Origin of the sequence: Rhodococcus sp. C1 (assembly GCF_020809065.1) — a bacterium.
Taxonomy (GTDB): Bacteria; Actinomycetota; Actinomycetes; order Mycobacteriales; family Mycobacteriaceae; genus Rhodococcus_F; species Rhodococcus_F qingshengii.
This window is the reverse complement of sequence record NZ_CP078080.1, coordinates 4,115,216-4,139,935: the sequence shown is the minus strand read 5'-3', so window position 1 is coordinate 4,139,935 and position 24,720 is coordinate 4,115,216. Positions and strand designations below refer to the sequence as shown.

Genomic DNA, 24,720 nt, shown 5'->3' with positions numbered 1-24,720 from the left:
GGGCAGAGTTACTCACTGACGCGGGTGTGGCTGAGTGGCTAGGCACCGGCCTGCAAAGCCGTTCACACGGGTTCGAGTCCCGTCATCCGCTCGTGTCGGAGACCGGCAGGCATATCGCCTGCCGGTCTCTCTTGTGTGGTCCCGGTTCGCGGGGTCGGCTGCGATAGTCTGGGCTGCCGGAGCGAGCGGACCACATGAGTGAGGCACTGAATTGATTTCGGGACAGGACCTGCGATCGCGGCGCTTGCACGTGGGGATCAGTCAGTTCCAGTTCGCCCGCCAGGCGGGAGTCTCGTCAGCCGTCGTCTCCGCGTGGGAACTCGACAAGGCGTATCCGAAGCCACCGGCGGAACGAGCAGTTCTCACGGCCCTCTCCGCGCTGGAAGCGGCCAAGCGTGAGGGCACGTACGCGGCCCCCCGGAAGCGATCGAGCGGTAGTACCCGTGCGCGTCGAGCGACACCGGTCAACGACCCCGCCTCGGTGGCCAGGCGTGCGGTCGCGGGGGCAGGAAACGGTGGCCCCACCGTATTGACGGCGTTCTCCGGTTGTGGCGGTATGGCCGAAGGCTTTCGGATGGCGGGGTTTTCGGTGGAGGGATACATCGAAGTCGTGCCGGAGGCGCGCGCGACCTTCGATCGGAACTTCCCCGGCGCGAAGTGCCTCGGTGAGGACATCCGGGCGATCGACGAAGCCCGGGTGAAAGATCTTCTGGCACAGGTGAATATCGATGTGTTGGCCGGGGGACCGCCGTGTCAGGGTTTCAGTCTCGCCGGACGGCGAGACCGCGACGATCCGCGTAACCATCTCTTCCGGAACCTACTCGAGCTCGCCGATCTGGTGAGGCCGAAGGTCGTGGTGATGGAAAATGTTCGGCTGCTGCTGAGCATGAAAGACCCGGACGGTGGGATGGTCGTCGACCGGATTCTCGGCGAGATGGCTGCATGCGGTTACGACGCGTCGGTCAACACGGTCAATGCGCAGGATTACGGCGTCCCGCAGTTCCGGGAACGAGTGTTCATCGTGGCGACCTGCCGCGACAGTGGTATCGGGCCGCTGCGTTTCCCGCCGAAGACTCACGGCGTGAATGATGTTGCACCGCTGAGGACTTTCCGCGACGCCACCGTCGACCTGGCCCCGCTGGAATCCGGGCAGGCCTGCGAGACGGACCCGCTGCACTGGGCCGTCGAACATCCCGAGCACGTCTTGCGGTGGCTGCGCGATGTGCCGGAGGGAATGTCGGCTCACGACAACGAAGATCCGGCCATGCGACCGTCGTCCGGATACAACACGACGTACAAGCGATTGCGGTGGGACGAGCCGGCGTCCACGGTCGGAACCACTTTCGGGATGATCTCGGCTTCACGCAACGTGCATCCGAAACACACGCGATCGTTGACCGTTCGAGAAGCTGCTCGCCTCCAGACCTTTCCCGACGACTACGTCTTCGAGGGCAAGTGGGGAGCGGTGCGCACGATGATCGGCAATGCGGTGCCGCCGCAACTGGCCTCGGCGCTGGCAGGAGAGATCAAGAAGGCACTCGGCTGAGATAGAGCACCTACGGAAAATGGGGCCGACATTGTCGGCCCCATTTCGAGTTACGCCCTGGCAGGGGTGTGGTGCAAGTGATTCAGCTGAGGTTGAGCTTGGCGATCAACGGCTGGACGACCTTGATGATGTCGATGACGGCGCTGAGGGTGTTGATGGAACCCATGTTTCGGTCCTCCGTGTCGTATGTACAGGTGTGTATGTACAAGGTTGTGTCTGCGTGGTGTTTCTGTACGACCTTGTGTCGCAGACACAAGTTAGCAAACTGGACGCTTGTTTGGGTCGAAATGACCGCTTTGCGCTGAAGTTGCTGAAAAGTTCACGGATTGTTCAGGAACGTAAACAAAAAACAGGCCGGACTCCCCGAAGTCCGGCCTGTCGATGACGCTTTGCGATCAGCTGAATGCCGAAAGTGCGCTGATGAGGCCGATGCCCGCAACTGCGACCTTGAGGACACTCAAGACGTCTTCGAGCTTGACACCCTCGGGCAATACGTTTTCGACAGACTCCATGTTGGATCCTTCATGTGTTGGGGTCGTGGTCCAGTGCCACTGCAAGCAAGATACCCAATCGTGACCACCTGTGAAACCCCGGCACGAAGATCACAGTTGTGTTGCGCCGGACTCACTGGCCGTCGCGACAACGGTGGCTGCCACTATTTGCTCCACGCTGATGCCCGCTGCCGGTAGGCAGTGGTAGAAGATTCGTTCGCAGAGGTCGACCATTTCGCCTCGCTCGAGCGTCGGCTCGTCGATCCAGTTGACGACGATTTCCTCCATGAATGCCTGCCACCCGGCGATTGTCGCCTCCACGGTCGCATTCGATTCGATGCCTAGATTCGTCAGCGCAGCGACGATCCACGTGGTGAAAGTGCGGCGCATGCCTCGGTAGATCGTGCGCATTCGAACGTCGCCACTGCCGGCCATACGCATCACGGCGAGGTAAATGGTGGGGTGCTCGATAACGGCGTCGACGAATGTCTCGATACCTGAGCGCAGCTGGGACGTGATGGGTAGCTCGGGATCCGGTCGCATTCGATCTTCGAGATCGGCCGAGGCGGCCTCGAGGATGGCGTTCTGGAAACCCTTCTTGTTCTTGAAGTAGTGGAACAGCAGTGGCGGCGAGACACCGGCCTCGGCTGCGACGCGATCCATCGACAGTTGGTCGAAAGGCTCGGTCCGCAGCATCTGTACTGCCACCTCGAGGATTTGCCTCTGACGGTCTTCGGGGGAGCGGGGGACTGCAGCCATTCCGTCATCTTATGTATTGGTTCGGAAGGTTCATTGACTTTTACTCAACGCTGTCTATAACGTGAGGTAACACATACGTGAGGCGAGGAGTCCGACAGTGTCTGCTTTCGACATCGTGGTCAACGACGGGTTGTGGTTCGACGGGACGGGGGCTCCAGGTCTGCGTCGTAATCTCGGAATTCGAGACGGCGTGGTCGCGGAGGTGTCCACGACGCGCCTCGAGATCGGGCCGGACACAGAAGTGATCGACGCGGCCGGCAAATGGGTTCTCCCCGGCTTTGTCGACGTCCACACGCACTACGACGCCGAAGCCTTGGTCAGTCCAGGGCTTCCGGAATCGGTTCGCCACGGCGTCACGACGGTCGTGCTCGGCAATTGCTCGCTGTCGACGGTGTATTCGACGCCGCGCGAGATCGCGGATCTGTTCAGCCGGGTCGAAGCAGTTCCCCACGACGCGGTGCTGCGCATCCTCGAAGCGAACAAGACCTGGACCGGTCCCGCGGCGTACACCGCCGCCCTCGAAGCCCTTCCCCTCGGACCCAATGTCGCGGCCTTCATCGGTCATTCCGACATCCGCACGCACGTACTCGGACTGGGGCGCGGCACCGACAAGAAGGTCAAGCCGACTCGCTCGGAACTCGGCCGGATGGGCTCGATGCTCGAGGATGCCATCGACGCTGGGATGCTCGGCCTGTCGTCGATGACCAATGCCCTCGACAAGATCGACGGCGACGAATATCGTTCTCGCTCTTTGCCGTCTACGTATGCACGGTGGAAAGAGTTCCGATTCCTCAACCGCATCCTTCGCGATCGCGGTAAGATCTTGCAGAGCGCTCCGACCATCAACCTGCATCCGAACGTCGCGGCGTTCTTCGCCGAAAGCTCGGCGATCGGACGCAAGAAGCCGCTCAAGACGTCGCTGCTCTCCGGTGCGGATTCGAAGGCCTACCCGGTGATCGTGTACTTCATGCTCGCTGCGGCCCCACTGCTCAATCGCTTCGCGAAGACCGATTTCAAGTGGCAGCACCTTCCGGTTCCCTTCACCGTCTACGCGGATGGAATCGACCTGGTCGTGTTCGAGGAGTTCGGTGCCGGCGCCGCCGCTTTGCACCTCAAGGACCAGGTGGAGCGCAACGAACTGCTCCAGGACGAGTCGTACCGTCGCGCATTCCGTAAGGACTACGACAACAAGTTCTCACCCCGCATCTGGCATCGCAATTTCTACGATGCGGTCATCGTGGGATGCCCGGACGAGACGTTGATCGGCAAGAACTTCGGTCAGGTCGGTGACATCCGCGGAGTGCACCCGGTGGACGCGTACCTCGACCTGGTGGTGAAGTACGGGCGAGATCTTCGCTGGCGCACCACCATTGCCAATCACCGGCCCAAGTTCGCGAAGAAACTCGCCGCGAGTTCCGGTGTGCAGATGGGCTTCGGCGATGCCGGCGCGCATCTGCGCAACATGGCGTTCTACAACTACCCGGTGCGACTCCTCAAGCGCGTCAAGGACGCTCAGAGTGACCGCAAGCCGTTCCTCACCATCGAGCGCGCAATCCACCGTCTGACGGGCGAACTGGCGGACTGGTACGGCATCGACGCCGGGCATCTACGCCAGGGTGACCGCGCGGACTTCGTTGTCATCGACCCGGCCGGGCTCGACGAGTCGGTGGACGGGTTGTTCGAGGCAAAGGTTCCCGAGTACGGCGGGATCAGCCGGATGGTCAACCGCAGCGACGACGCAGCGGTCGCTACGGTGATCAACGGCCGACTCGTCTACCGCGACGGCGAATTCGCCCCCGGATTCGGAATCGAAAAGACAGGTCAGTTCCTGCGTGCCGGTGAAAAGGCTCCGGTTACCAGGGCCGCGAAGACTAGCGTGGCGCTATGACTACACCGGCGGATCGCCTCACCTCGTACTCCCGGTCCGGGCTGACCTTCGACGTACGCGACGAAGGTCCGGCAGACGGTCCGGTGGTGGTCCTCCTGCACGGTTTTCCGCAGGATTCGAGCTCGTGGGATCAGCTCGCACCGCTGCTGCACACCCGCGGCTTCCGCACGGTGGCGCCGGATCAGCGAGGGTACTCACCCGGCGCCAGGCCGAAAGCGCGCTGGGCGTACCGCGGGTCCGAACTCGCCGCTGACACTGTCGCACTGATCGACGCGCTCGCAGTGGGCAAAGTGCACCTGGTCGGCCACGACTGGGGTGCCGCAGTCGCATGGCAGGTCGCTGCCGAGCGGCCGGATTTGCTCAACACCGTTACCGCGGTGTCGGTTCCGCACCCACTGGCGTTCATCAAGGCGATGGTGACCAGCACACAGGGACTGAAGTCGTGGTACATGGGGGCGTTCCAATTGCCCTTCGTCCCCGAGAAGATTCTGTCCTCCACGTCGGCGGGTGAAAAGTTCCTGATTTCGAGCGGGCAGACGCCGGAGAACGCGCGGCGCGATCTGAACGCCATGCTGGCTCCCGGTCGGCTACGCGGCGGTCTGAACTGGTACCGCGCGATGTGGATGACCAAGCCGAACCCCGCAACTGCCAGGGTCACCGTGCCGACCCTGCACGTCTGGAGTGACGGCGACGCCGCCATCGGACCCAAAGGGTCTGCGCTCACCCCCGCGTTTGTCGACGGTCCGTATCGGTTCGAAGTTCTCCGGGGTGTGAGCCACTGGATCCCCGACGAGGCGCCGACGGAGTTGGATCGGTTGCTCGGTGAGCATTTCAGCAGCTGACCGAGTTTCGTACCGAAGCCCCCGCCGTTCGGCGGGGGCTTCAGTCGTCAGCAAGGTCGTCGACCAACCGTGGTCAGCGAGCTCCGAATCGCTCTTCCACCTGCTCCTTCGTCAGGCCGAACTCCTCGAGCGTGTACTTGTGCGACGGTTTGCGAGCACCCGAGCGGCTTTCCTCGTGCATGGCCTCCATCGACTGCTGAGCGGTAGATGTCAACGGGATGTCGAAATGCGTGTAGATGTTCTCGACGGTTCCCAGTGGATCGGTGACGAAGTCCTGATAGTCGACGTCGATGAACTGCGCGGGATTGTGGTGTGCGCGTGCACTGTCGAACTGCTCGAGCCCCCTGGCCCACAATTCGAGCTGACTTTCGCCGATCACCTTGTCGGTGAACGTGTTCGACCAACCCTCTGTCGCCTGGGCGGCCAGGCTGCATACCGACGGAATGATCGTCGTAGGGGAGCGGTGAGTCTGGATGACAAGCGCGTCGGGGTACGCCTCCATCAATTCATCGAGCGCGAACAGGTGGCTCGGGTTCTTGAGGACCCACCGTCGATCCTGATCGGGCAGACCGATCAGCTGCAGGTTCTTCTTGTGTCGTGCATAGGCGTTCGACCACCCCTGGTCCTTCAGCCATGCGGAGTACGTGGGTAGATTTGCCAGGCACTCGTACGACACGGACTTGAACGTCTGACGCAAGAGTTGCCAACATTCTTCGACTTCGCTGGCCGACATGTAGTGCACGCCCATGAATTCGGGATGCTCGACGTGGTGTTGACCGAATGTCTCCTCGATCTTGGCGAAGACCGGGTTCGATTCCCACGTATCGCGAGGCGGGCGAGGCTGAGGGAACTCGGTCAGCCACATCTCGAGGCCCTGGTGAGCCGGGTCGACCGTGAGGAGGCGGTGTAAGGCAGTGGTGCCCGTCCGTGGCAATCCGGTGACGAAGATCGGCCGCTCGATCTTGACGTCGGCGTGTTCCGGATGCTCCTTCCACGCCGATTCGCTGAGCAGACGGGCCACCAGGGCGCCGCGAAGGAATACCCGAGAGATCTTGCTGCCGAAGGGCGTCAGATCCTCGTCGCGGTCGTAGGACTCGAGGAGGACCGACAGAGCCTCGGTGTAATCGTCGGCGCCGAAGTCCGTCAGGCCGGTCATCCGCGTCGCCGAGGCATGGAGATCCTCGACGGTGCCGACGTGAGTGCGTTCAGTCATGGTGCTCCTAGTGATGGAATTCGCCGCAGTTGACGTCGATGCATTGGCCGGTGATCGCGCTGGCCATCGGGGACGCCAGGAAGATCGCCGCATCGGATACTTCATCCGTCGTCGGCAGGCGCTTGAGGTCGGTGTTCGACGCAGTGTGCTCGTAGATCTGCTCGACAGTCATGCCGAACTTCTCCGCCTGGTGCGCGAAGTATCCCTTGAGGGTGTCGCCCCAGATATAGCCGGGTGCAATCGAATTGACACGAATTCCCTGCGGGCCGAGTTCGGTGGCCAGGGACTGCGACATGGCGAGCAGGGCCGACTTCGCCATCTTGTAGCTGCCGTAACGCTCTTGCGAATGCCGCAACACCATCGAATTGATGTTCACCACGGAGCCGTCCGACTCGGCAAGTGCCGGCGTGAACAGCTGAGTCAGGCGCAACGCCCCGAGAACGGTCAGTTCGATGCTGTCGCGGATGTGCTGGTAATCGGTGCGAGCCAACGGTTTCATCGACGGAATCGAGAATGCATTGTTGATCAGAGTGTCCACTTTGCCGTAGGCGGCAATGGACTCGGCCACCAGATTCTCGGCGGAAGCCTGGTCGGTGATGTCGGTGGCAACGGTGACGGCGCGCCCACCGGCATCGACTATTTCCTTCGCAACGTCGTCGAGTCGCGATTGCGTACGTGCTGCGAGAACAAGACTCGCGCCGGCCGACGCACATCGAAGGGCCAGAGCGCGGCCGAGTGCCGGGCCGACTCCGGAGATGACTACTACACGGTCTTCGAGCAAGGCGGTCATGATTACCCCAGCATTCGGTTGTCGATGGCGGCCTGGCGCTGGGCAATGCGTGCTGCCCAGTCCTCGGCGGTGATGGCGTTGGTGTCGAAATGCGGCAGGTGCTTCGCAATATCTGCGACGGCGACGATGTCGACGGTGGGACCGTCCTGCGGCGTCAACTCGCGGGACACGCGCTGCCAACGGAACTGCAGAATGCCGCGCGGATGTCCGACGGTTTCGATCCAGTTGGTGACACCGGGGTTCTTCTCGCTGACCACCATTCGGACCATCCCGTCCGGATCGACCTGTGCCTGGCCGTTGTTGAGGGAGGTCTGATGATTGACGTAGTCCAGTGAGATGTACCAGAGGCTCCCCAGTTGGAAGCCGAGATACGGTGCGTCGGAGGCGGGAACGGTGATGATCATCGCCTGCTCGTCGGTGAGTTCGTAATGTCCCACCGACGAGTACTGCGTTGCCAGCCCGCCCGGTGTCAGGCGTGGTTCGGTCATGGTGTTGACCGCGAGCTTGAGGTAGAACCACTCCGGGAACTGGAGCCACGTCTTGACCCGCGTGACCAGTGCCTTCCCAGCCCGGGCGTAACGCTTCTCGGTCTCTTCGGCGGTGAGAGGTGGCGGCGCGATCCCGATCGAATCGGTGCGCTCGATGCGGATCACGCCGCGCTGCTGACTCCAGTCGCTGTAGACCTCGCGAACGACCAGCTGCGAGGATCCGGGCGCCAGGGTGTAGTAGTTGGCTCGGCCGTCGGCGGGGCCGGGGCCGAACCAAGCGACGAAGTTGCTGTCGTCGTCTATCTCCAGCTCGCGGTCGTCGAAGGCAATTTCGCTTCCGGGAACGTTCGAGTTGGTGTAGTTCCCACTCAACACTTGGAAGCTGAGATCGGCTGTGGTGCCGCGCTTTCCGGTGACCTTGTATTCCTTGTCGTCGTTGATTCGGGCGCCGAAGTACAGAGTGTCGGGGTTGTCGAGGCCCATCTTGGTGAATGGTCCGGTGCCCTGGATGAAACTCGGATGGGTCTTTTCGCCGGCCCAGGCGGCATGCGTCGTCGCGATGATTCCGCCGGCCAGATATTGGTATCCCTCCAGTAGATCCTGTTCGGATCTGATGTGCGGCGCAGTCTCGATCAATTTCTCGGCTTCGGCGATCGCCTCGGCAAACGGGTCCGTCAGCACGCTGGCTCCTCACAGTTCCGACTATGTCGCCGGTCCAGAGCGTCGTGGTACAAATATGTACCTATTTGGTAGATGTTGGGTATTTCGACAATAGAACGCGTTCTAGGGAGTGGTCAATGGGTGGACCGGAGAAGACGCCTGAAGAGGGACGCCCGAGGGGGAGACAATCGCCTCCCACCGAACGGGTGGTTCAGGTGCTCGACTACCTCGTCGGCCGCCCTGATCAGCGGTTCGGGCTGTCGGAACTGGCCCGCGCGCTCGAGATCAGCAAGCCCACCTGCTTGGGAATCCTCACGGCGCTGGCTGATCGTGGATACCTGACTCGGGACGAGGTGTCGAAGACCTATGGGCTCGGTCCGGCCTTGATCGCGGCCGGACGTGCAGCTCAGCGAGGATTTGCCGTCGGACCCATTGCCCGCACCCATCTGGAGAAAGTGAGCACGGAGTTCGGGACGACGTGCACGGCGTCCGGTGTGATCGGTGATCAGATCAGCGTTCTCGAAGTGACCGGACCGATCGGCGCGCGTCGCGCTGCCAAGGTCGGTCAGGTGTACCCGTTCGCTCCGCCGGTCGGGCTGATGTACGTCCTCTGGGGTTCGGATCACGACATGGACAGTTGGCTGAGCAAAGAGCCGAGCTTGCCGGTGCGCTTGGATCGCGAGCGTCTGTGGAACGTGGTCCGCGAGTGTCGGGCTGCGGGGTATCTGGTCGAGAGTCTGGATCCCGTCGGGCAGCGACTGCACACGCTGATGGCGGGCGTTGCGACGCACGATCTTCCGCCGGAGGTGCGTGAACTGCTCGGTGAGATGGTGTCGAGCCTGGGCGAGAGGGTGTATCTCGGGCGCGACATCAGCTCTGACGACGAGCATCCCGTCAGTCTCATCGCGGCCCCGACCTACGACGCCGAGGGGCATCAGGCCCTTGTGCTGACACTTTATGTGGGTGGGGCGATCACGGGCGCCGAGATCGAGCGCCGCGCCGCGGTGCTGGTTGCGGCGGCGGATGCGGTGACGGCGGAAGTTGGTGGCAGGAGTCCGGTTCGCGGTCTGTGACGTCTTATTGCCGGTCATTGACCTTTGGGTAGAACGAGTTCTATTCTGTGATTGCGTTCAATTTAGAACCAGTCCGGTACATAAATGTACCGATGCGGAAATGGTGTTCCGCACGGAGTACGTGATGCTCAGGAGCGAAAGACATGGCAACACTCCAGACCCCGCCCGCCTACGAGTTGTCGCATCTGCGAGCACTCGAAGCGGAGGCGGTCCATATTTTCCGCGAAGTCGCAGCGACTTTCGAAAAGCCGGTCCTCCTGTTCTCCGGAGGTAAGGATTCCGTCGTGATGCTGCACGTAGCGGCCAAGGCATTCTGGCCTGCCCCACTGCCGTTCGCTGTGATGCACGTCGACACCGGTCACAATTTCGACGAGGTGATCGAATTCCGCGACCAGACGGTCGATCGCTTCAACCTGCGTCTTGTCGTCTCCAGCGTGCAGGACGACATCGACGCCGGACGCGTCATCGAGGACACCGGAGTCGGTTCCAGTCGCAATCGCCTGCAGACGCACGCGTTGCTGCGCGGAATTCGCGACAACAAGTTCGACGCCGTGTTCGGTGGTGCTCGCCGAGACGAGGAGAAGGCGCGCGCCAAAGAGAGGGTGTTCAGCTTCCGGGACGAGTTCGGGCAATGGGATCCGAAGGTGCAGCGACCTGAACTGTGGAACCTGTACAACGGCAAACACCGTAAGGGCGAACATATTCGGATCTTCCCGCTCTCCAACTGGACAGAGCTCGACATCTGGCAGTACATCGAGAGCGAGCAGATCGACCTCCCCGGCATCTACTACGCCCATCGTCGCGAGGTGGTTCCACGCGACGGAATGTTGTTGGCACGCACCCGTTTCCTCGAGCTTCGCGCCGGCGAAGAGTCCTACGAGGCGTTGGTGCGCTTCCGTACGGTCGGCGACGCAACGTGTACCGGATGTGTCGAATCGTCGGCCGAAACACCGGGCGCTGTCGTGGAAGAAGTTGCGGCGAGCCGTATCACGGAGCGTGGCGCAACCAGAGCTGATGACCGGATTTCCGAAGCTGGCATGGAAGATCGTAAGAAAGAGGGGTACTTCTGATGCCGCAACTGCTGAGAGTCGCTACAGCGGGCAGTGTCGACGACGGAAAATCGACACTCATCGGCCGGTTGCTCTACGACTCCAAGTCGATCTTCGAGGACCAACTCGAGGCCGTGGAACGGAGCAGTCGAGAACGCGGCGACGAGTACGCCAACCTCGCGCTACTGACCGACGGATTGCGCGCCGAGCGTGAACAGGGCATCACGATCGACGTGGCCCACCGGTATTTCGCGACCCCTCATCGGAAGTTCATCATTGCGGACACTCCCGGGCACGAGCAGTACACCCGCAACATGGTGACCGGCGCGTCGACGGCCGATCTTGCCCTGATCCTGGTGGATGCTCGCAAAGGGGTGCTCGAACAGACGCGGCGGCACGCCTTCTTGTCCACTCTCCTGGGGATACCCCACCTCGTGCTGTGTGTGAACAAAATGGACCTCGTGGGCTGGTCTCAGGAACGGTTCGAGGAGATCAAGGAAGAATTCCGACAGTTCGCGATCAAACTGGACGTCCACGACCTGACGTTCATTCCGGTCTCGGCGCTGTTGGGGGACAACATCGTTGCCCGGACCGAGAACATGTCCTGGTACGACGGGCCTTCTCTGCTGCACCATCTCGAGCAGGTGCACATCGCGTCGGATCGCAATTTGATCGACGCGCGTTTCCCGGTGCAGTACGTGATCCGTCCGCAGAAGCAGACCGACGCCGACCTCCACGATTTCCGTGGATACGCCGGAACGGTGGCCAGTGGCGTCTTCAAGCCCGGCGACGAAATCGTGGCTTTGCCTTCAGGATTCACCTCGACGGTGAAGGCAGTCCACGGGCCGGGCGGTGACGTGATCGACGAAGCGTTTGCGCCCTCGGCCGTATGCATCGAGCTGACCGACGATCTCGACGTCAGCCGCGGGGACCAATTGTGTCGGCTCAACAACCGGCCGCAGGTCGGGCAGGAAATCGATGCGATGGTCTGTTGGTTGACCGAACAGACAACTCTGTCGGAGAACAATCGCTACTCGTTGCTGCACACCACGCGCTCCACGAAAGCGGAGATCGTCAAGCTCGACTACCGGCTGGACGTCAATTCTCTGCACCGCGACGAGAAGGCAGAATCTCTGTCCCTCAACGAGATCGGCCGCATCTCGATCAAGACGCAGCAGCCGTTGATGTTCGATCCCTACCGCCGCAACCGCGTGACGGGCAGCTTCATTCTCGTGGACGAGACCACGGGCAATACCGTCGCCGCCGGAATGATCAACGGTCCGACGCTCAAGGAATCGCGCGTCGTCTGGCACAGTTCGGAGGTTTCTCGCGAGGAACGTGCGACTGCCGGCGCCACCGTGTGGCTCACCGGTCTCTCGGCCTCGGGTAAGTCGACGATCGCGGTGGAACTGGAGCGGCGGTTGGTGGCCGCGGGTATCCCGGCGTACCGCCTCGACGGCGACAACCTCCGGCACGGATTGAACGCGGATCTGGGATTCAGTGCCGATGACCGCGCCGAGAACGTCCGCCGAGTCGGCTCGGTGGCGCAGTTGTTCGCTGATTCAGGTGCAGTGGCAGTGGCCTGCCTGATAAGCCCGTACCGCGAAGATCGTGATCGAGTGCGGGCGGCGCACGAGGCCGCCGGGCTGAAGTTCGTCGAGGTCTACGTCGACACCCCGATCGAGCAATGTGAAGCCCGAGACCCCAAGGGCATGTACGCCAAGGCCAGGGCCGGGGAAATCACGGGATTCACCGGAGTCGACGATCCCTACGAAGCTCCGACAAGTCCCGAGCTGGTGATCAGACCCGAAGACGGAACGCCTACCGAACTTGCGCTGCGAATTATGGAAGTGTTGGACCGGTGAGCGAATCCACACACAGCAGAATCGCCGACGAGGCACTCGCGGCGGAATTGGCGCAGGCCGCCGGTGCGATCCTCCTGGGGATCCGAGCCGAGGGTCTGGGTGTCGACGACGGTCGTGAACTGGGTCGCCGGGGCGACAAGGCCGCCGATTCCTACATCCTCGACCGGTTGGCTGCCGAGCGGCCGGGCGATGCCGTGCTCTCTGAGGAATCTGCCGACGATCGCAGTCGTCTGGATGCAGCTCGGGTCTGGATCATCGATCCGCTGGACGGCTCCAAGGAATACGGCTTGCCGAATCATGCGGATTGGGCAGTGCACGTGGCGCTTTGGGAGAGCGGTAGCGGAATTACCGCAGCCGCGGTTGCTCAGCCGGCGCTCGGAGCGGTGTACTCCAGTGGCGACGAGGCAGCTTCGGTTGCCGCCAACTCGCCGCTCCGCGTAGTAGTCAGCGGATCGCGACCACCCGCATTCACCGAAGCGGTGGCAGCCGAACTCGGCGCCGACGTGGTGCACATGGGATCGGCCGGCGCCAAGGCGATGGCGGTGGTGCGCGGCGAGGTCGACGCGTACCTGCACGCCGGTGGGCAGTGGGAATGGGATTCGGCTGCGCCCGTCGGCGTCGCACAGGCGGCGGGACTGCATTGCAGCCGCATCGACGGTTCGCCGCTGCTCTACAACGAATCTCATCCGTACCTGCCGGATCTCGTGATCTGCCGACCGGAGTTGTCGGAGTCGATCCTGGGCGCAATTGCCAAGCACTCCACGGAGTCTGCGGTCAGCGGACGCGTCGCCATGGCGCGTGAATACGTGAACGCATTGCTCACTCATGACGCAACGAAGGTCCGCTTCGCCGCCGACGCCTGGCGGGTCGAGAACGGTCAGCGAACCGGTGACAGCGGCGCCTTCATCAGCAACGAGCTCGAACAAGGCCAGCAATATCGCGGAATCGTGGCGATACGTGAACTCGCGCTGCGTGAGTGGGGCGAGAGCGTAGTAGCCCGGTATCTGCTCGACCTCGGAACACCTGGCCAGGCACCGGCCGTCACGGTTTTCGTGACCGAGTACTTCGGGATACCGGCAGGCGAGATCGAAAGCATCCTGGCAATCATCGAACCCCACGAAGACAATTCGAAAGAGGCTGGCACACAATGACATCGGACAAACTGATCACCGATTTCTGCGCGCTGTGGGCGGCCGCCGATGTTGCAAAGATCGTCGACTACTTCACCGATGACGTCGTTTATCACAACATTCCGATGGAGCCCGTGGTCGGTCGCGAGGCCGTCCGGGCGTTCATCGAGCAGTTTGTCGGTGCCTTCGGCAACATCGACTTTCAGATCAAGCGTCAGGTCGCGGACGGCAACACCGTCATGAACGAGCGCGTCGACGTCTTCACCATCAACGGCGCCGAGGTAGCGCTCCCGGTCATGGGGGTATTCGAAGTCGAGGACGGAAAGATCAAAGCCTGGCGCGACTATTTCGACATGGCGCCGATCAATGCGGCAGCCGGCCAGGCCTGATCGGGGCGCCTACTCCGCGATGACAGCGTGCGGGTAGTCCGACGAGCGGTGCTGGAAACGTGTGATGGCGGGATTCACGATGACGCCGTCCCGGATTTCGATGGCCCGATCGACGGTCTCGTCTGCCTTCCAGGCCGTCTCTCCTGCCATCACAGTGGGCAGGTAGGGAAGAAGTGATTCGCTGATCTCCCACGACGCGGAGTTCCACAGGTACGACGGGCTGTGATCGACGCCGTAGTAAGTGATGTTGTCGCCGACGATGAAGGTCGGATCCGCGAACGAGGTGGGACGAGCCCAGCTGAACCCCATGCCTTCGTCGCACGAGACGTCGACGATGAGGCTGCCGGGTTGGAAGTCCATGAGGTCTTCCTCGGTCAGGAACGTCAGTGGGGCGTCCGTGTTCTGCAGTACGCAGTTGACGACGATGTCGTGCTCGGCCAAGAAGCCGGGCACCGGCACGCTGTGGTTGTCGAGCATGACGTGGCTGCCACGGACGTCACCGTTGTTGTTGTCGAACGAGACCATGCGCGCCGAGTGGATGGGGGAGCTGACGGCGGTGACTCCACGCTGGGTGAGGACGTCCACTTCGTGGATACCGTGCGCCTTGAGTGCTGTGACCGCGCCGCGTGCAGTGGCTCCGAAACCGATCACGGCAGCGGTGAGACGCCGGCCGTAATCACCGGTGGAACCGATCAACTGCAGGGCGTGCAGTACCGAGCAATAACCGGCGAGCTCGTTGTTCTTGTGGAACACATGCAGATTGAACGATCCGTCGCTGTGCCAGAAGTTCATGGCCTCGAAGGCGATGAGAGTCAGTTTCTTGTCGATCGCGATCTGTGTCAGTTCGGTGTCCTGGACACAGTGCGGCCAGCCCCAGAGAACCTGACCTGACCGTAGTTCGGCGAGGTCACGCACCAACGGCTTCGGTAGCAGAACCACATCGGTTTCCGCCAAAATCTGCTTGCGCGTGCGGATTCCGGCAACGAGGCGCGAGAGGTAGTCGTCGGAGTAGCCGAAGGGGTGGCCGTAGCCTTCTTCGAGGTAGATCCGAGAACGTAGTTCGGCATCGATGCGATCGAAATGCGCAGGATGGATCGGCAACCGGCGTTCTGCCGGTTTGCTCGACTGTCCGATGACTCCAAGGGTGCGTGCGTTGTTCAATTGTGTATCTCTCGATAGGAGCAGGTAGAGATGTCAGGCAGGAGCCTGAGGGACTAGCAGAAGCCGCAGGAACGCTGGCAGATTGCCTCGGCCAGGACCGCGTGAAAGCGTGCTGGCTGCGCTGCTGTCGATCGCCGACGGCAACAGAAAGGCGCGTCGGTATGTGCTCAGTCTAGTCCGGAACGGCCCTCACCCGGTGGCCGGGCGCTGTGTCGTGCTCCGCTGACGTGTGGCTACTGCTCGCGCAGGCGTGAATCCAGTACGGCCAGTTGGATTTTGCTGGCGTCCGCGTGTACCTGACGTCCTTTGTCGGTGACGTCGACGAAGACTCCGCGCCGGTCGGCCTCGCACAGTGCTCGCTGAACCAGTCCGGCCTTCTCGAGACGGGCCACGCTACGGGAGAGCGCGCTGGGACTCAGGTACATCTCCGAGGCAAGCTCCTGCATGCGTGGACGTTCGCACGTGGCGTCCATGAGTCGGTCGAGAGCCTCGAAGTCGCTCATGCTCAGCCCATGCGCCGACTGCATCTGGCGATCGAGTTCGCACGCGATGTCGTTGTAGCTGGTCGACAGCGAGCGCCAGGTGTTGCGCAATTCGGATTCCGACGTCACGACCGCATTCTAGTTGAAGACTCGATTACGTGCAATTGCATTAAATGCTTGTGCATTATGTGCATGTGCATCTATTCTCGCTGACGTGACTTGCACAGACTCGACACTCAAACCATTCGATTCGCCGGAAGCCCCGGTTTCTACGGAATCCTCGGATCCGGCCACAGGGGAGGGCTGGTCCCTCAAGCTGTGGGGCATCCTCGCGGTGCTCTGCCTCGTGTTGTTCCTCGACGGTCTCGATGTGTCGATGGTGGGCGTCGCGCTTCCGTCCATCGGCAATGAACTGGGCCTGTCCACTACCTCGCTGCAGTGGATCATCAACGGCTACGTCCTCGGATTCGGCGGCCTGTTGCTACTCGGTGGACGTACCGCCGATCTTCTCGGGCGCAGGAAGGTCTTCCTGATCGCACTGACCGTGTTCGCAATCGCCTCGCTGGTCGGTGGCCTTGTCGACAACGGAACACTGCTGATCGCATCACGATTCGTGAAGGGATTGGCCGCGGCCTTCACCGCTCCGACCGCAATGTCCATTCTCACCACGACGTTCAAGGAAGGTCCGGCCCGTAACCGTGCGCTGTCGGTGTTCTCCGTGTTCGGCGCCAGTGGTTACTCGTCCGGTCTGATCCTCGGTGGGCTGTTGACCAGTGCCGGTTGGCGATTCACGTTCCTGATGCCGGTTCCGTTTGCCGTCATCGCGCTGATCGGTGGGTACTTCCTCATTCCGCGGGACCGTCCCGCAGATACCGGGGGACACGATCTCGTCGGCGCCGTCACCCTGGTGACGGGAATGCTTCTCACGGTGTACACGATGGTTTCGGCTCCGACCCGTGGATGGGCACACCCGATGACGCTGGGTTCGTTCGCCGTCGCAGCCGTGCTTCTGGCGACGTTCTTCTTCGTGGAGAAGAAGGTGGCGCATCCGCTTGTGCGACTTGGGCTTCTGCGCGTCGGCACTATCGTTCGTGCGAATCTGGCCATCATCGCGCTCTTCGGTTCCTACCTGAGCTTCCAGTTCATGATGACGATCTTCCTGCAGTCGGCCCTCGGCTGGTCGCCCCTGAAGATGGCGATGGCACTGCTGCCCGCGGGCATCATCGTCGCCTTCGGATCACCGTTCGTCGGACGGCTGGTCGACCTGTACGGCAGTGCCAAGCTCATCATCGCGGCACTGACGTCGCTCAGCGTCGGGTACCTCTGGTTCCTCTTCGCGGGCAGCGATTCACCGTCGTACGTCGTGGCGATTCTGCCGAGCGTCATCCTGCTCGGACTCGGATTCGCGCTGGGGTACACCTCGATCATGGCCCAGGCCACCTCGGGTGTCGACGACTCGGAGCAGGGTTTGGCGTCCGGGCTGGTGAACACCTCCGCTCAGGTCGGTGCGGCGCTCGTGCTCGCTCTGACCACTGCCCTCGTAACCGCTGGATCGCACACCGCGTCCGGCGCCGGTACCGCCGGATTCGAGCAGTTCCATCCCGGACTGATCCTGGTCACCGGGGTCGCGCTGGTGGGCTTGGCGATCACCGTCTCGCCGCTGGTACGTGGAAGGTCGCAGCGGGGAAGATCCGTGCGTGAAATGCGCGCTGAGGAAGAAAAGGAATTGGCCGAGGTCAACTGAATACTCGCTTCATCCCCGAATGCGCTCGGCCGCGTAGGGGACAATCCTGCGCGGCCGAGTTGCTGTGTCTGAACTATCGGGTGGCAGATTTCAGGGCTGCGTCTTTCAGGGCTGCGTCTTTCAGTGCTAGGTCGAAGCTCGTCGACGTAGCTTGCGAACCGAGAATCAAGGCAAGGCGCACCAACATGGCTTCGCGGTCGGACGGATCAGCCTGATCCAGTGCGTTCGACAGTGCCAACCAGACGTGTTCGCGATGGCCCTCGTCGTCGACCACCGCAGTTGTCGCCGACTGTGCCGTATCGAAGTGCGTCGGCGCAGTGCCGGCGGTGAGGTGTTTGGCCACGTCGTTCAATTGCGTGGGATCGCTGATGCGGCACAGCAACAATCCGTCGGGCCGAATCACGAAGATTTCGCCGACACGAGCGCCGAGGGCAGATGCGAGATTGCCTTCGGCATCGGGAACCGTGGAGTCGGTAGTTCCCACGGTGATCACGCGTACGGTTTCCGGTGCAAGGGCCTGAGCAAGGATTTCGGCTTGCGTGTCGAGTTCGGATACCAGCTCAGCTGACAGTCCGAAAGCCAGCAGGCCGAATCCAGTACCGCGCAGACTGTTCAAGGAGGTAGATGAACCGTCCGCCGAGACCTGGACGACCCTGTCTTCCAACGGATCGCCGGGTAGTACGCCCTCGGCGCCCGCAGCTGTCGGCCACGTCAGCGGGGAGAGCCGGGCGTGCGTCGCACTCGACTGGCGCGGGTTGATGAGGTGCGCGAATTCGCTTCGCTTGGTGGCGAGTTCGAGTACGGCATCGCGGGTGGTCCGGTAGCCGTGACTTCCCGGCGACATGATGAGCGTCGACTTGCCTGCGTTGTCGACGTTCTGCTGCCACGCGCTGCGACGTTCCTTCGAATACGCGTCGAGGATGGTGGAATCGGCAGCTCCGTTGATGACGGCGGCTAGTTGCCACACCAAGGTCTCGGCGTCTTCCATGCCCGAGTTCAGGCCGCGAACACCGAAGATCGGAACGAGATGCGCGGCGTCGCCGGCAAAAAGCACACGGCCGTGAGTGAAATCTTCCAGAGCGAGTGCGTGGGCGCGGTAGAAGCCGAACCATTCCAGGGTCCAGGGGATGTCGCTCTGGAGCCATTCGAGGTGACGCGTGATGCGGTCACGGATGCGATCTTCTTGCGTCTCCGCTTCCGGATCGTCCGAGGCGTCGAGCTGGTAGTCGATGCGCCAGATGTCCCGTGGTTGGCGATGCATGATGATCGTGGACCCCGGGTTGCTGGGTGCGTCGAACCACACCAGACGCTCGGCCGGGAGTTCCGATTCCCAATGAATGTCGGCAATGACGTAGTTGCCCTCGTAGCTGTTGCCCTGCAAGCGGATTCCGCTGAGTTCGCGCATCTTGCTGCGTCCACCATCGGCGGCAACGACCCACGCCGCGCGCAGTTCGCGGGTTCCGAACGCGGTGTCGACGGTCAGAGTCACCTCGTCGTCACCGACGGAGATGCCGGCGATCGACGACGACCAGTGGAAGTTCACCAGTGGGTAAGCGAGCAGCTTGTCGGTCATGATCTGCTCGAACTCGGATTGCGAGACGTTGACCATGGGTCCACGCGCGTCGTGCTCGGCGGATGCCATGCGGAACTGCAGTACTTCCTGATCGCGGTAGTAACTCCGACCACCCACCCACGGCAGAACGATGTCTTCGAGCTCGGCACCGAAGCCGAGGCGTTCGGCAACTTCGAGGCTGTGGCGTGACACGCAGATCGCGCGACTGCCGAACGAGACCTGATCGGCTGCTTCGAGAATCGTGACGGCAATGCCGCGCTGCGCCAAGCCCATGGCTACGCCCATGCCGACGGGGCCGGCTCCGACGATCACGACGGGAAGTGCGTCGGCCGAAGGCGCCAGGGAAGCGAAGTCCTCGGGTGCGTACTTCTTCGGATGAAAGTAGGTCGACATGGTCACGAGGCTTTCTGTGCGGCAGTGTTTTTCGGGATCAATTGAGGTTCCGGGAGCAGCAGGATGGAAACCAGGCTGATCACGGCAATGATCACGAAGTACACGGTGATGGCGAACGAGGTGTCGAAGGCGGCGTAGAGCGCGGTGGCGATCATCGGGGCCAGACCGCCGCCGAGGATTGCGCCGATCTGGTAGCCGAGTGACGCTCCGCTGTAGCGGATGTGTGCGGGAAACAATTCGGCGAACAGTGCCGCTTGTGGGCCGGCGCAGCAGCCGAGCGTGAAGCCGAGGGCGATCATCGATACGAGCATCACCGGAACGATCGCTGTGTCGATCAGCGGAAAGAACACCGCTGCCGCCACTACCAGGGTGATCGAACTGCGGATGTAGACGGTCCGGCGTCCGAGAGTGTCCGACTTGTGAGCGCTGAAAGCCATTCCCGCCATCCAGAACGGGCAGGATGCGATGAGAAGAAAGAGCATCGTGGTCTTGCTGAAGCCGAGTTCGGTCTCGCCGTACTTGAGGACGTAAACCATGTACGCGTACGCGATTCCGTTGGTGGCGATGAAGGTTCCACCGGCGAGGAGCACAGTCTTCCAGTGTCTGGTGAGAACCTCGAGAATCGGCATGGACTCCGCCGGTGCCTCGGACTTCGACGCGGTGAACTCGTCACTTTCCTCGAGGCCGAGACGGATCCACATCGCAACGCCCACCAGAACTGCGCTGAGCAGGAACGGGATTCGCCATCCCCAGGAGTTGAATGCATCGTCGTCCATGAAGGCGGCGAGGGGGAGATAGACGAGATTGGCCACCAGTACGCCTGCGGGAACACCGATTTGTGGTGCGCTGCCGTACAGCCCCTTCCTGCCCTCGGGTGCGTTTTCGGTGGCGACCAGAACTGCGCCGCCCCACTCGCCGCCGACACCGAGTCCCTGAACGAATCGCAAGGTCACCAGGAGTATGGGGGCAAAGACGCCGATAGCGGCGTAGTTGGGTAGCAGCCCGATGGCAACGGTGGCGCAGCCCATCAGCATCAACGAGGTGACCAACATGGATTTGCGTCCGATGCGGTCGCCGAAGTGGCCCATCACGATTCCGCCGATGGGACGCGCGACGAATCCGACGGCGAGGGTGGCGAAGGCGGCGAGGGTGCCGGCCAGATCGGACGTGCCGGGGAAGAACTGCTTGCCGAGTACGAGCGCGGCGGCGGTGCCGTAGATGAAGAAGTCGTACCACTCGATGGCGGTGCCGACAAAGCTGCCGAGGGCGGCCTTACGCGCCTTGACCGTCGCGGCGGCGCGCGTTGCGGTCGGTGAGGCGATGGAGGTCATGAAGTGCCTTTCGAGATGAATGTGGCTTGAAGAAACAATGACGTGCGCCACAACAATTGAAAAGCGAAAGAATTGGAGGTTCTTGCACGGAAAATGCGTGGAACCAGCTCCGCTGCCTGGTAGCGGGACTATTGGGCAGGTTCTGAGGGTGAAACGAATTCTATGAAAGCGCGTGCGACGCGGCTGAGGCGAGTGTTCTGGTGCCAAGCGAGAACTACGTGCACCGACGGCACGGCGGGGGAAGCGATGGTCTTGACGACCACCTCGAGCCCCTCGTACGTGACGTCGATCTTGGGCCGCTGGAGTAGCAGCGTCCAGCCGAGGCCACGGCCGACAAATGCCCTCGCCGTCTCGAAGTTCGCAGTTCTGTAGGCAACCTTCGGGGCGAATCCGCCTGCGCGACAGACGTCGAGCGCGTGTTTGGTGCTCGGCGGCGCGTCGAGGAGAACCATCGGGTGTTCCGCCAGGTCCGGAAGATGGATCGGTCGCTCGGACCGCGCGAGTGGGTGTTCTGCACCCAGGACGATCAAGGGTTCGCGGACGGCCAACGGAACTGTGCGCAATTGTGGAGACAGGTCCAGGTCGTAAGCGATCGCGAGGTCCAACTCGCCGTTCTCGAGATGTGTCTGGAGCCGATTCTGAGTGTCCTCGCGGAACTCCACCTGCGCGTCAGGATTCTCACGGGTGAACCCGGCGATCATCGACGGCAACACCGTCGGCCCCAGAGCGGGATAACAGCCGATCGCGATGGGCCCCGACACGCTTCCGCCGGTTCCGAGCGCATCGGATTCGAGTTCCCCGGCTTGCTGAAGTAGCGCCCGGGCGCGCACCAGAACCGCTTCACCGGTGCGGGTCAGTTGAATGCCGAATGAGCGACGGCGAACGCACAGTTGAACTTTGAGCGCGCGTTCGAGTTCGGTGAGCGCCGCGGACAGGGCGGAAGGAGAGAGGTGCAGGCGCTCGGCCGCGGCACTGATCGTTCCGGTCTCGGCTACCGCGACAAACGCGGCCAGCTGACGCATCGTGTACGTGGGAGCAGGATCGATGCGAGGCATGAGATCGACAGTAGTCGGGTAGATTGCCCTGAATATTTTGGTGTGGCACCGTGAAGAGGTCGACGATCAATCGCTGACCTGCGTCTTCGTGGTGCCCCCGGCAGGATTCGAACCTGCGACCTTTCGCTCCGGAGGCGAACGCTCTATCCCCTGAGCTACGGGGGCGCACCGAATACTCGGTGTGCCGATTGGGCTGCGTTAGCGTAGCGCATCACGGGGGGACAAGACCAAACCGGCACCCGTCTCGGCATGGCGTCCTCGCGTGAGGTAGTCGAGGATGCGGCCGGGGACCATGGTCGTCGAATCATCTGTACCGACTGACTCGGATGCTTTTTACGCCTAGGCTCGGCTCTGAGCACAGGCTCGGGCGGACTGCTCGGGCACCCTCGTGAGGTACGGGAGTCGTTGATGACCGATCACCACTATTCCGAAGACCAGCTCGCGCTCGACCTGAAGTGGTGGGCAGCGGCCAACTACCTGACCGTCGCGCAGATCTATCTGAAGGACAACACGCTTCTGCGGGAACCGTTGCGTGCCGAGCACATCAAGCCCCGACTGCTCGGGCACTGGGGGACCAGCCCCGGCTTGTCGATGATCTACACGCTCCTCAATCGGCACATCGTCGCCACCGGCGCAGACTGGCTTTACGTGACCGGTCCCGGGCACGGCGGTCCGGCGCTGGTCGCGTCGACGTATCTCGAGGGAACGTACTCGGAGATCTATCCGGAAGTCTCGGACGACGCCGAGGGCATCCACCGGATGTGTCGGCGATTCTCCGCTCCCGGCGGAGTGCCCAGCCATGTGAGTGTGCAGACACCCGGAAGCATCCACGAAGGCGGCGAACTCGGCTACGCCCTTGCCCATGCGGCCGGCGCTGCCTTCGATCATCCGAACCTCGTGGTGGCCTGTGTGATCGGCGACGGCGAAGCGGAGACCGGGCCGTTGTCCGGTTCGTGGAAGCTCCCGGCGTTCCTGAATCCACGACGCGACGGCGCGGTGTTGCCGATCCTGCACGTGAACGGTGCCAAGATCGCCGGGCCGACGGTCTACGGACGCAGCAGCGACGAAGACATCCAGGCCTATCTTGGTGGACAGGGGTGGGCGCCGATCGTCGTCTCCGGTGACGACCCCGACGCGGTGTTTCCTCAGCTGTATCAAGCGATCTCGCAGGCGCACGAGAAGATCCGCGAGATGCAGGGTGCCGCACGCCGCGGAGAGGAGTGGACGGGTTCGTGGCCGGCAATCGTGTTGCGGACGCCAAAAGGATGGACCGGTCCACACACCGTCGACGGAATTTTGGTCGAGGGCACACATCGTGCGCACCAGGTGCCGTTGTCCGGCGTGCGAACCAACGAATCGCATCTGCGGCAACTCGAAGAGTGGATGCGGTCGTACCGTCCGGACGAGTTGTTCGACGCCAACGGATCACTGGCCGCGGAACTGGCGGCGCTCTCGCCGACGGGGGACAAGCGCATGGGGAGCACTCCCTACGCGAACGGTGGACGACTTCGCGTCGATCTCCCGATGCCGCCGCTCGAAAAGTACGCGCTTCCCATCCAATCGCCGGGTTCGACCTTCCACGAGACGACGCGAGTGCTCGGCGAGCTTCTGCGCGACATCTACGCCGCCACGGAAACCGAGGACAGCGGCGGGATCTTCCGACTCTTCTGTCCGGACGAGACGGCTAGCAATCGCCTCGGCGCCGTATTCGAGACAACCGATCGCTGCTGGCAACTGCCGATCACCGACTACGACGACGGGCTGTCCGCGGACGGTCGTGTCATGGAGGTCCTCAGCGAGCACCTCTGCGAGGGTTGGCTCGAGGGCTATCTGCTGTCGGGCCGACACGGGATGTTCGCGAGCTACGAAGCATTTGCCATGGTAAGTGTCTCGATGCTCATCCAGCACGCCAAGTGGCTCCAACATGCCGTCGACCTGCCGTGGCGGGCGTCCGTCGCTTCGCTCAACGTGCTGTTGACCAGTACGTGCTGGCGCAACGATCACAACGGATTCAGTCATCAGGGCCCCGGCATGATCGACGCCGTTATTCCCTTGGCACCCAGTGTGATCCGCGTGTGGCTGCCGCCGGATTCCAACACCTTGCTCTCGATCTCGGACCACTGCCTGCGTAGTACCGACCACGTCAACCTGATAGTCGTGGACAAGCAACCGCACCTGCAGTACCTCACGCTCGAGCAAGCGCACGAGCACTGCGCGGCGGGCGCTTCGGTCTGGGAATGGGCCGGAACCGAGGCTCGCGGACAGGAACCGGACGTGGTCCTGGCCGCCGCGGGAGATGTGCCGACGCAGGAGATCCTGGCTGCTGCACAGTTGCTGCGCGATCACACACCCGAACTGATCACCCGCGTCGTCAACGTCGTCGATCTGATGGCCTTGCTGACGCCAACCGAGCATCCCCACGGATTCGGGGAGCGGGTCTTCCTCGATCTGTTCTCCGCGCAGACCGACGTCGTGTTCGCATTCCACGGATACTCGCGTGCCGTGCACGAACTGATTCACGGGCGTCCGAGTCCCGAGCGCTTCCACGTTCGCGGATTCAGTGAACAGGGAACAACCACAACACCGTTCGACATGGTTGTCCTCAACAAGATGAGCCGCTACCACCTGGTGATCGAGGCGTTACGACGCTCCAAGCGTCGGCCGGCCGGGGCATCCGAGTTGGCGGAGTTCTGCCGCACACAACTCGAAAAGCACTCGCGTTACATCGTCGAGCACCTCGAAGACATGCCGGAAGTAGAAAACTGGACCTGGTCCTGAAATTCAGGACCAGGCCCAGT

20 protein-coding genes and 2 tRNA genes are annotated in these 24,720 nt (G+C 62.3%); 11 read left to right on the top strand and 11 right to left on the bottom strand.

Annotation, left to right across the window (positions count from 1 at the left end; translation table 11 throughout):
- The first annotated feature begins 20 nt into the window (after positions 1–20).
- Together KTR60_RS18860 and dcm are read left to right on the top strand one after the other, a co-directional pair.
- Positions 21–91 (top strand) — tRNA-Cys (locus KTR60_RS18860).
- Between the two features lie 159 nt (positions 92–250).
- A complete protein-coding gene (gene dcm, locus KTR60_RS18855; protein WP_228401147.1) occupies positions 251–1,546 on the top strand; it encodes a DNA cytosine methyltransferase in 1,296 nt (431 codons plus the stop codon).
- 82 nt (positions 1,547–1,628) lie between these two features.
- On the opposite strand, the gene KTR60_RS29215 is transcribed toward dcm, so the two are convergent.
- Positions 1,629–1,754 (bottom strand): hypothetical protein, encoded by a 126-nt coding sequence (locus KTR60_RS29215; RefSeq protein WP_003941303.1) that lies wholly within the window; start codon positions 1,752–1,754, stop codon positions 1,629–1,631.
- Between the two features lie 394 nt (positions 1,755–2,148).
- The gene (locus KTR60_RS18850; RefSeq protein WP_003941289.1) at positions 2,149–2,796 is read right to left on the bottom strand and encodes a TetR/AcrR family transcriptional regulator; all 648 of its coding nucleotides are present in this window, start codon (positions 2,794–2,796) and stop codon (positions 2,149–2,151) included.
- Between the two features lie 97 nt (positions 2,797–2,893).
- On the opposite strand from KTR60_RS18850, the gene KTR60_RS18845 reads away from it, so the two are divergent.
- Positions 2,894–4,684, top strand: coding sequence for an N-acyl-D-amino-acid deacylase family protein (locus KTR60_RS18845; RefSeq protein ID WP_116056454.1), 1,791 nt, complete (start codon positions 2,894–2,896; stop codon positions 4,682–4,684).
- The gene (locus tag KTR60_RS18840; RefSeq protein ID WP_030537320.1) at positions 4,681–5,526 is read left to right on the top strand and encodes an alpha/beta fold hydrolase; all 846 of its coding nucleotides are present in this window, start codon (positions 4,681–4,683) and stop codon (positions 5,524–5,526) included. Before KTR60_RS18845 ends, KTR60_RS18840 begins: the two co-directional genes overlap by 4 nt.
- A gap of 73 nt (positions 5,527–5,599) precedes the next feature.
- On the opposite strand, the gene KTR60_RS18835 is transcribed toward KTR60_RS18840, so the two are convergent.
- Genes KTR60_RS18835 through KTR60_RS18825 form a run of 3 tightly spaced genes read right to left on the bottom strand, consistent with a single transcriptional unit; the run spans position 5,600 to position 8,698 of the window.
- Positions 5,600–6,739: a sulfotransferase family protein gene (locus KTR60_RS18835; RefSeq protein WP_228401146.1), complete on the bottom strand. Its 1,140-nt coding sequence runs from the start codon at positions 6,737–6,739 to the stop codon at positions 5,600–5,602.
- Positions 6,740–6,746: 7 nt separating this feature from the next.
- Positions 6,747–7,529, bottom strand: coding sequence for an SDR family oxidoreductase (locus KTR60_RS18830; protein WP_007726165.1), 783 nt, complete (start codon positions 7,527–7,529; stop codon positions 6,747–6,749).
- Between the two features lie 2 nt (positions 7,530–7,531).
- On the bottom strand, positions 7,532–8,698 hold the full coding sequence (locus KTR60_RS18825; protein WP_228401145.1) for a hypothetical protein: 1,167 nt from the start codon (positions 8,696–8,698) through the stop codon (positions 7,532–7,534).
- Positions 8,699–8,814: 116 nt separating this feature from the next.
- Here KTR60_RS18825 and KTR60_RS18820 point away from each other — a divergent pair, with 116 nt between their 5' ends.
- The 5 genes from KTR60_RS18820 to KTR60_RS18800 all read left to right on the top strand — a co-directional run bounded on the left by KTR60_RS18820 (position 8,815) and on the right by KTR60_RS18800 (position 14,183).
- Positions 8,815–9,750, top strand: coding sequence for a helix-turn-helix domain-containing protein (locus KTR60_RS18820; RefSeq protein ID WP_047270168.1), 936 nt, complete (start codon positions 8,815–8,817; stop codon positions 9,748–9,750).
- Between the two features lie 143 nt (positions 9,751–9,893).
- Complete coding sequence (gene cysD, locus KTR60_RS18815; protein ID WP_003941285.1) at positions 9,894–10,820, top strand: sulfate adenylyltransferase subunit CysD; 927 nt, start codon at positions 9,894–9,896, stop codon at positions 10,818–10,820.
- Positions 10,820–12,664, top strand: a complete 1,845-nt coding sequence (gene cysC, locus KTR60_RS18810; RefSeq protein ID WP_228401144.1) for an adenylyl-sulfate kinase — start codon at positions 10,820–10,822, stop codon at positions 12,662–12,664. Before cysD ends, cysC begins: the two co-directional genes overlap by 1 nt.
- On the top strand, positions 12,661–13,815 hold the full coding sequence (locus tag KTR60_RS18805; protein WP_228401143.1) for a 3'(2'),5'-bisphosphate nucleotidase CysQ: 1,155 nt from the start codon (positions 12,661–12,663) through the stop codon (positions 13,813–13,815). Before cysC ends, KTR60_RS18805 begins: the two co-directional genes overlap by 4 nt.
- The gene (locus KTR60_RS18800; protein WP_042952314.1) at positions 13,812–14,183 is read left to right on the top strand and encodes a nuclear transport factor 2 family protein; all 372 of its coding nucleotides are present in this window, start codon (positions 13,812–13,814) and stop codon (positions 14,181–14,183) included. Before KTR60_RS18805 ends, KTR60_RS18800 begins: the two co-directional genes overlap by 4 nt.
- A gap of 9 nt (positions 14,184–14,192) precedes the next feature.
- On the opposite strand, the gene KTR60_RS18795 is transcribed toward KTR60_RS18800, so the two are convergent.
- Positions 14,193–15,344: a N(5)-(carboxyethyl)ornithine synthase gene (locus KTR60_RS18795; protein ID WP_007726175.1), complete on the bottom strand. Its 1,152-nt coding sequence runs from the start codon at positions 15,342–15,344 to the stop codon at positions 14,193–14,195.
- 233 nt (positions 15,345–15,577) lie between these two features.
- Positions 15,578–15,955: a MarR family winged helix-turn-helix transcriptional regulator gene (locus KTR60_RS18790; protein ID WP_003941367.1), complete on the bottom strand. Its 378-nt coding sequence runs from the start codon at positions 15,953–15,955 to the stop codon at positions 15,578–15,580.
- Between the two features lie 85 nt (positions 15,956–16,040).
- On the opposite strand from KTR60_RS18790, the gene KTR60_RS18785 reads away from it, so the two are divergent.
- A complete protein-coding gene (locus tag KTR60_RS18785; protein ID WP_007726177.1) occupies positions 16,041–17,570 on the top strand; it encodes an MFS transporter in 1,530 nt (509 codons plus the stop codon).
- 73 nt (positions 17,571–17,643) lie between these two features.
- On the opposite strand, the gene KTR60_RS18780 is transcribed toward KTR60_RS18785, so the two are convergent.
- From KTR60_RS18780 to KTR60_RS18765, 4 genes are all read right to left on the bottom strand, one after another.
- Entirely contained in the window at positions 17,644–19,536 is a 1,893-nt protein-coding gene (locus tag KTR60_RS18780) for an FAD-dependent monooxygenase (protein WP_228402291.1), read from the bottom strand.
- A 2-nt stretch (positions 19,537–19,538) separates the two neighbouring features.
- Positions 19,539–20,867 (bottom strand): MFS transporter, encoded by a 1,329-nt coding sequence (locus KTR60_RS18775; RefSeq protein ID WP_075833726.1) that lies wholly within the window; start codon positions 20,865–20,867, stop codon positions 19,539–19,541.
- Positions 20,868–20,995: 128 nt separating this feature from the next.
- Entirely contained in the window at positions 20,996–21,922 is a 927-nt protein-coding gene (locus KTR60_RS18770; RefSeq protein ID WP_007726183.1) for a LysR substrate-binding domain-containing protein, read from the bottom strand.
- An 89-nt stretch (positions 21,923–22,011) separates the two neighbouring features.
- Positions 22,012–22,087, bottom strand: a tRNA-Arg gene (locus KTR60_RS18765).
- Positions 22,088–22,330: 243 nt separating this feature from the next.
- On the opposite strand from KTR60_RS18765, the gene KTR60_RS18760 reads away from it, so the two are divergent.
- Positions 22,331–24,700: a phosphoketolase gene (locus tag KTR60_RS18760; RefSeq protein ID WP_007726185.1), complete on the top strand. Its 2,370-nt coding sequence runs from the start codon at positions 22,331–22,333 to the stop codon at positions 24,698–24,700.
- The last annotated feature ends 20 nt before the right edge of the window (positions 24,701–24,720 follow it).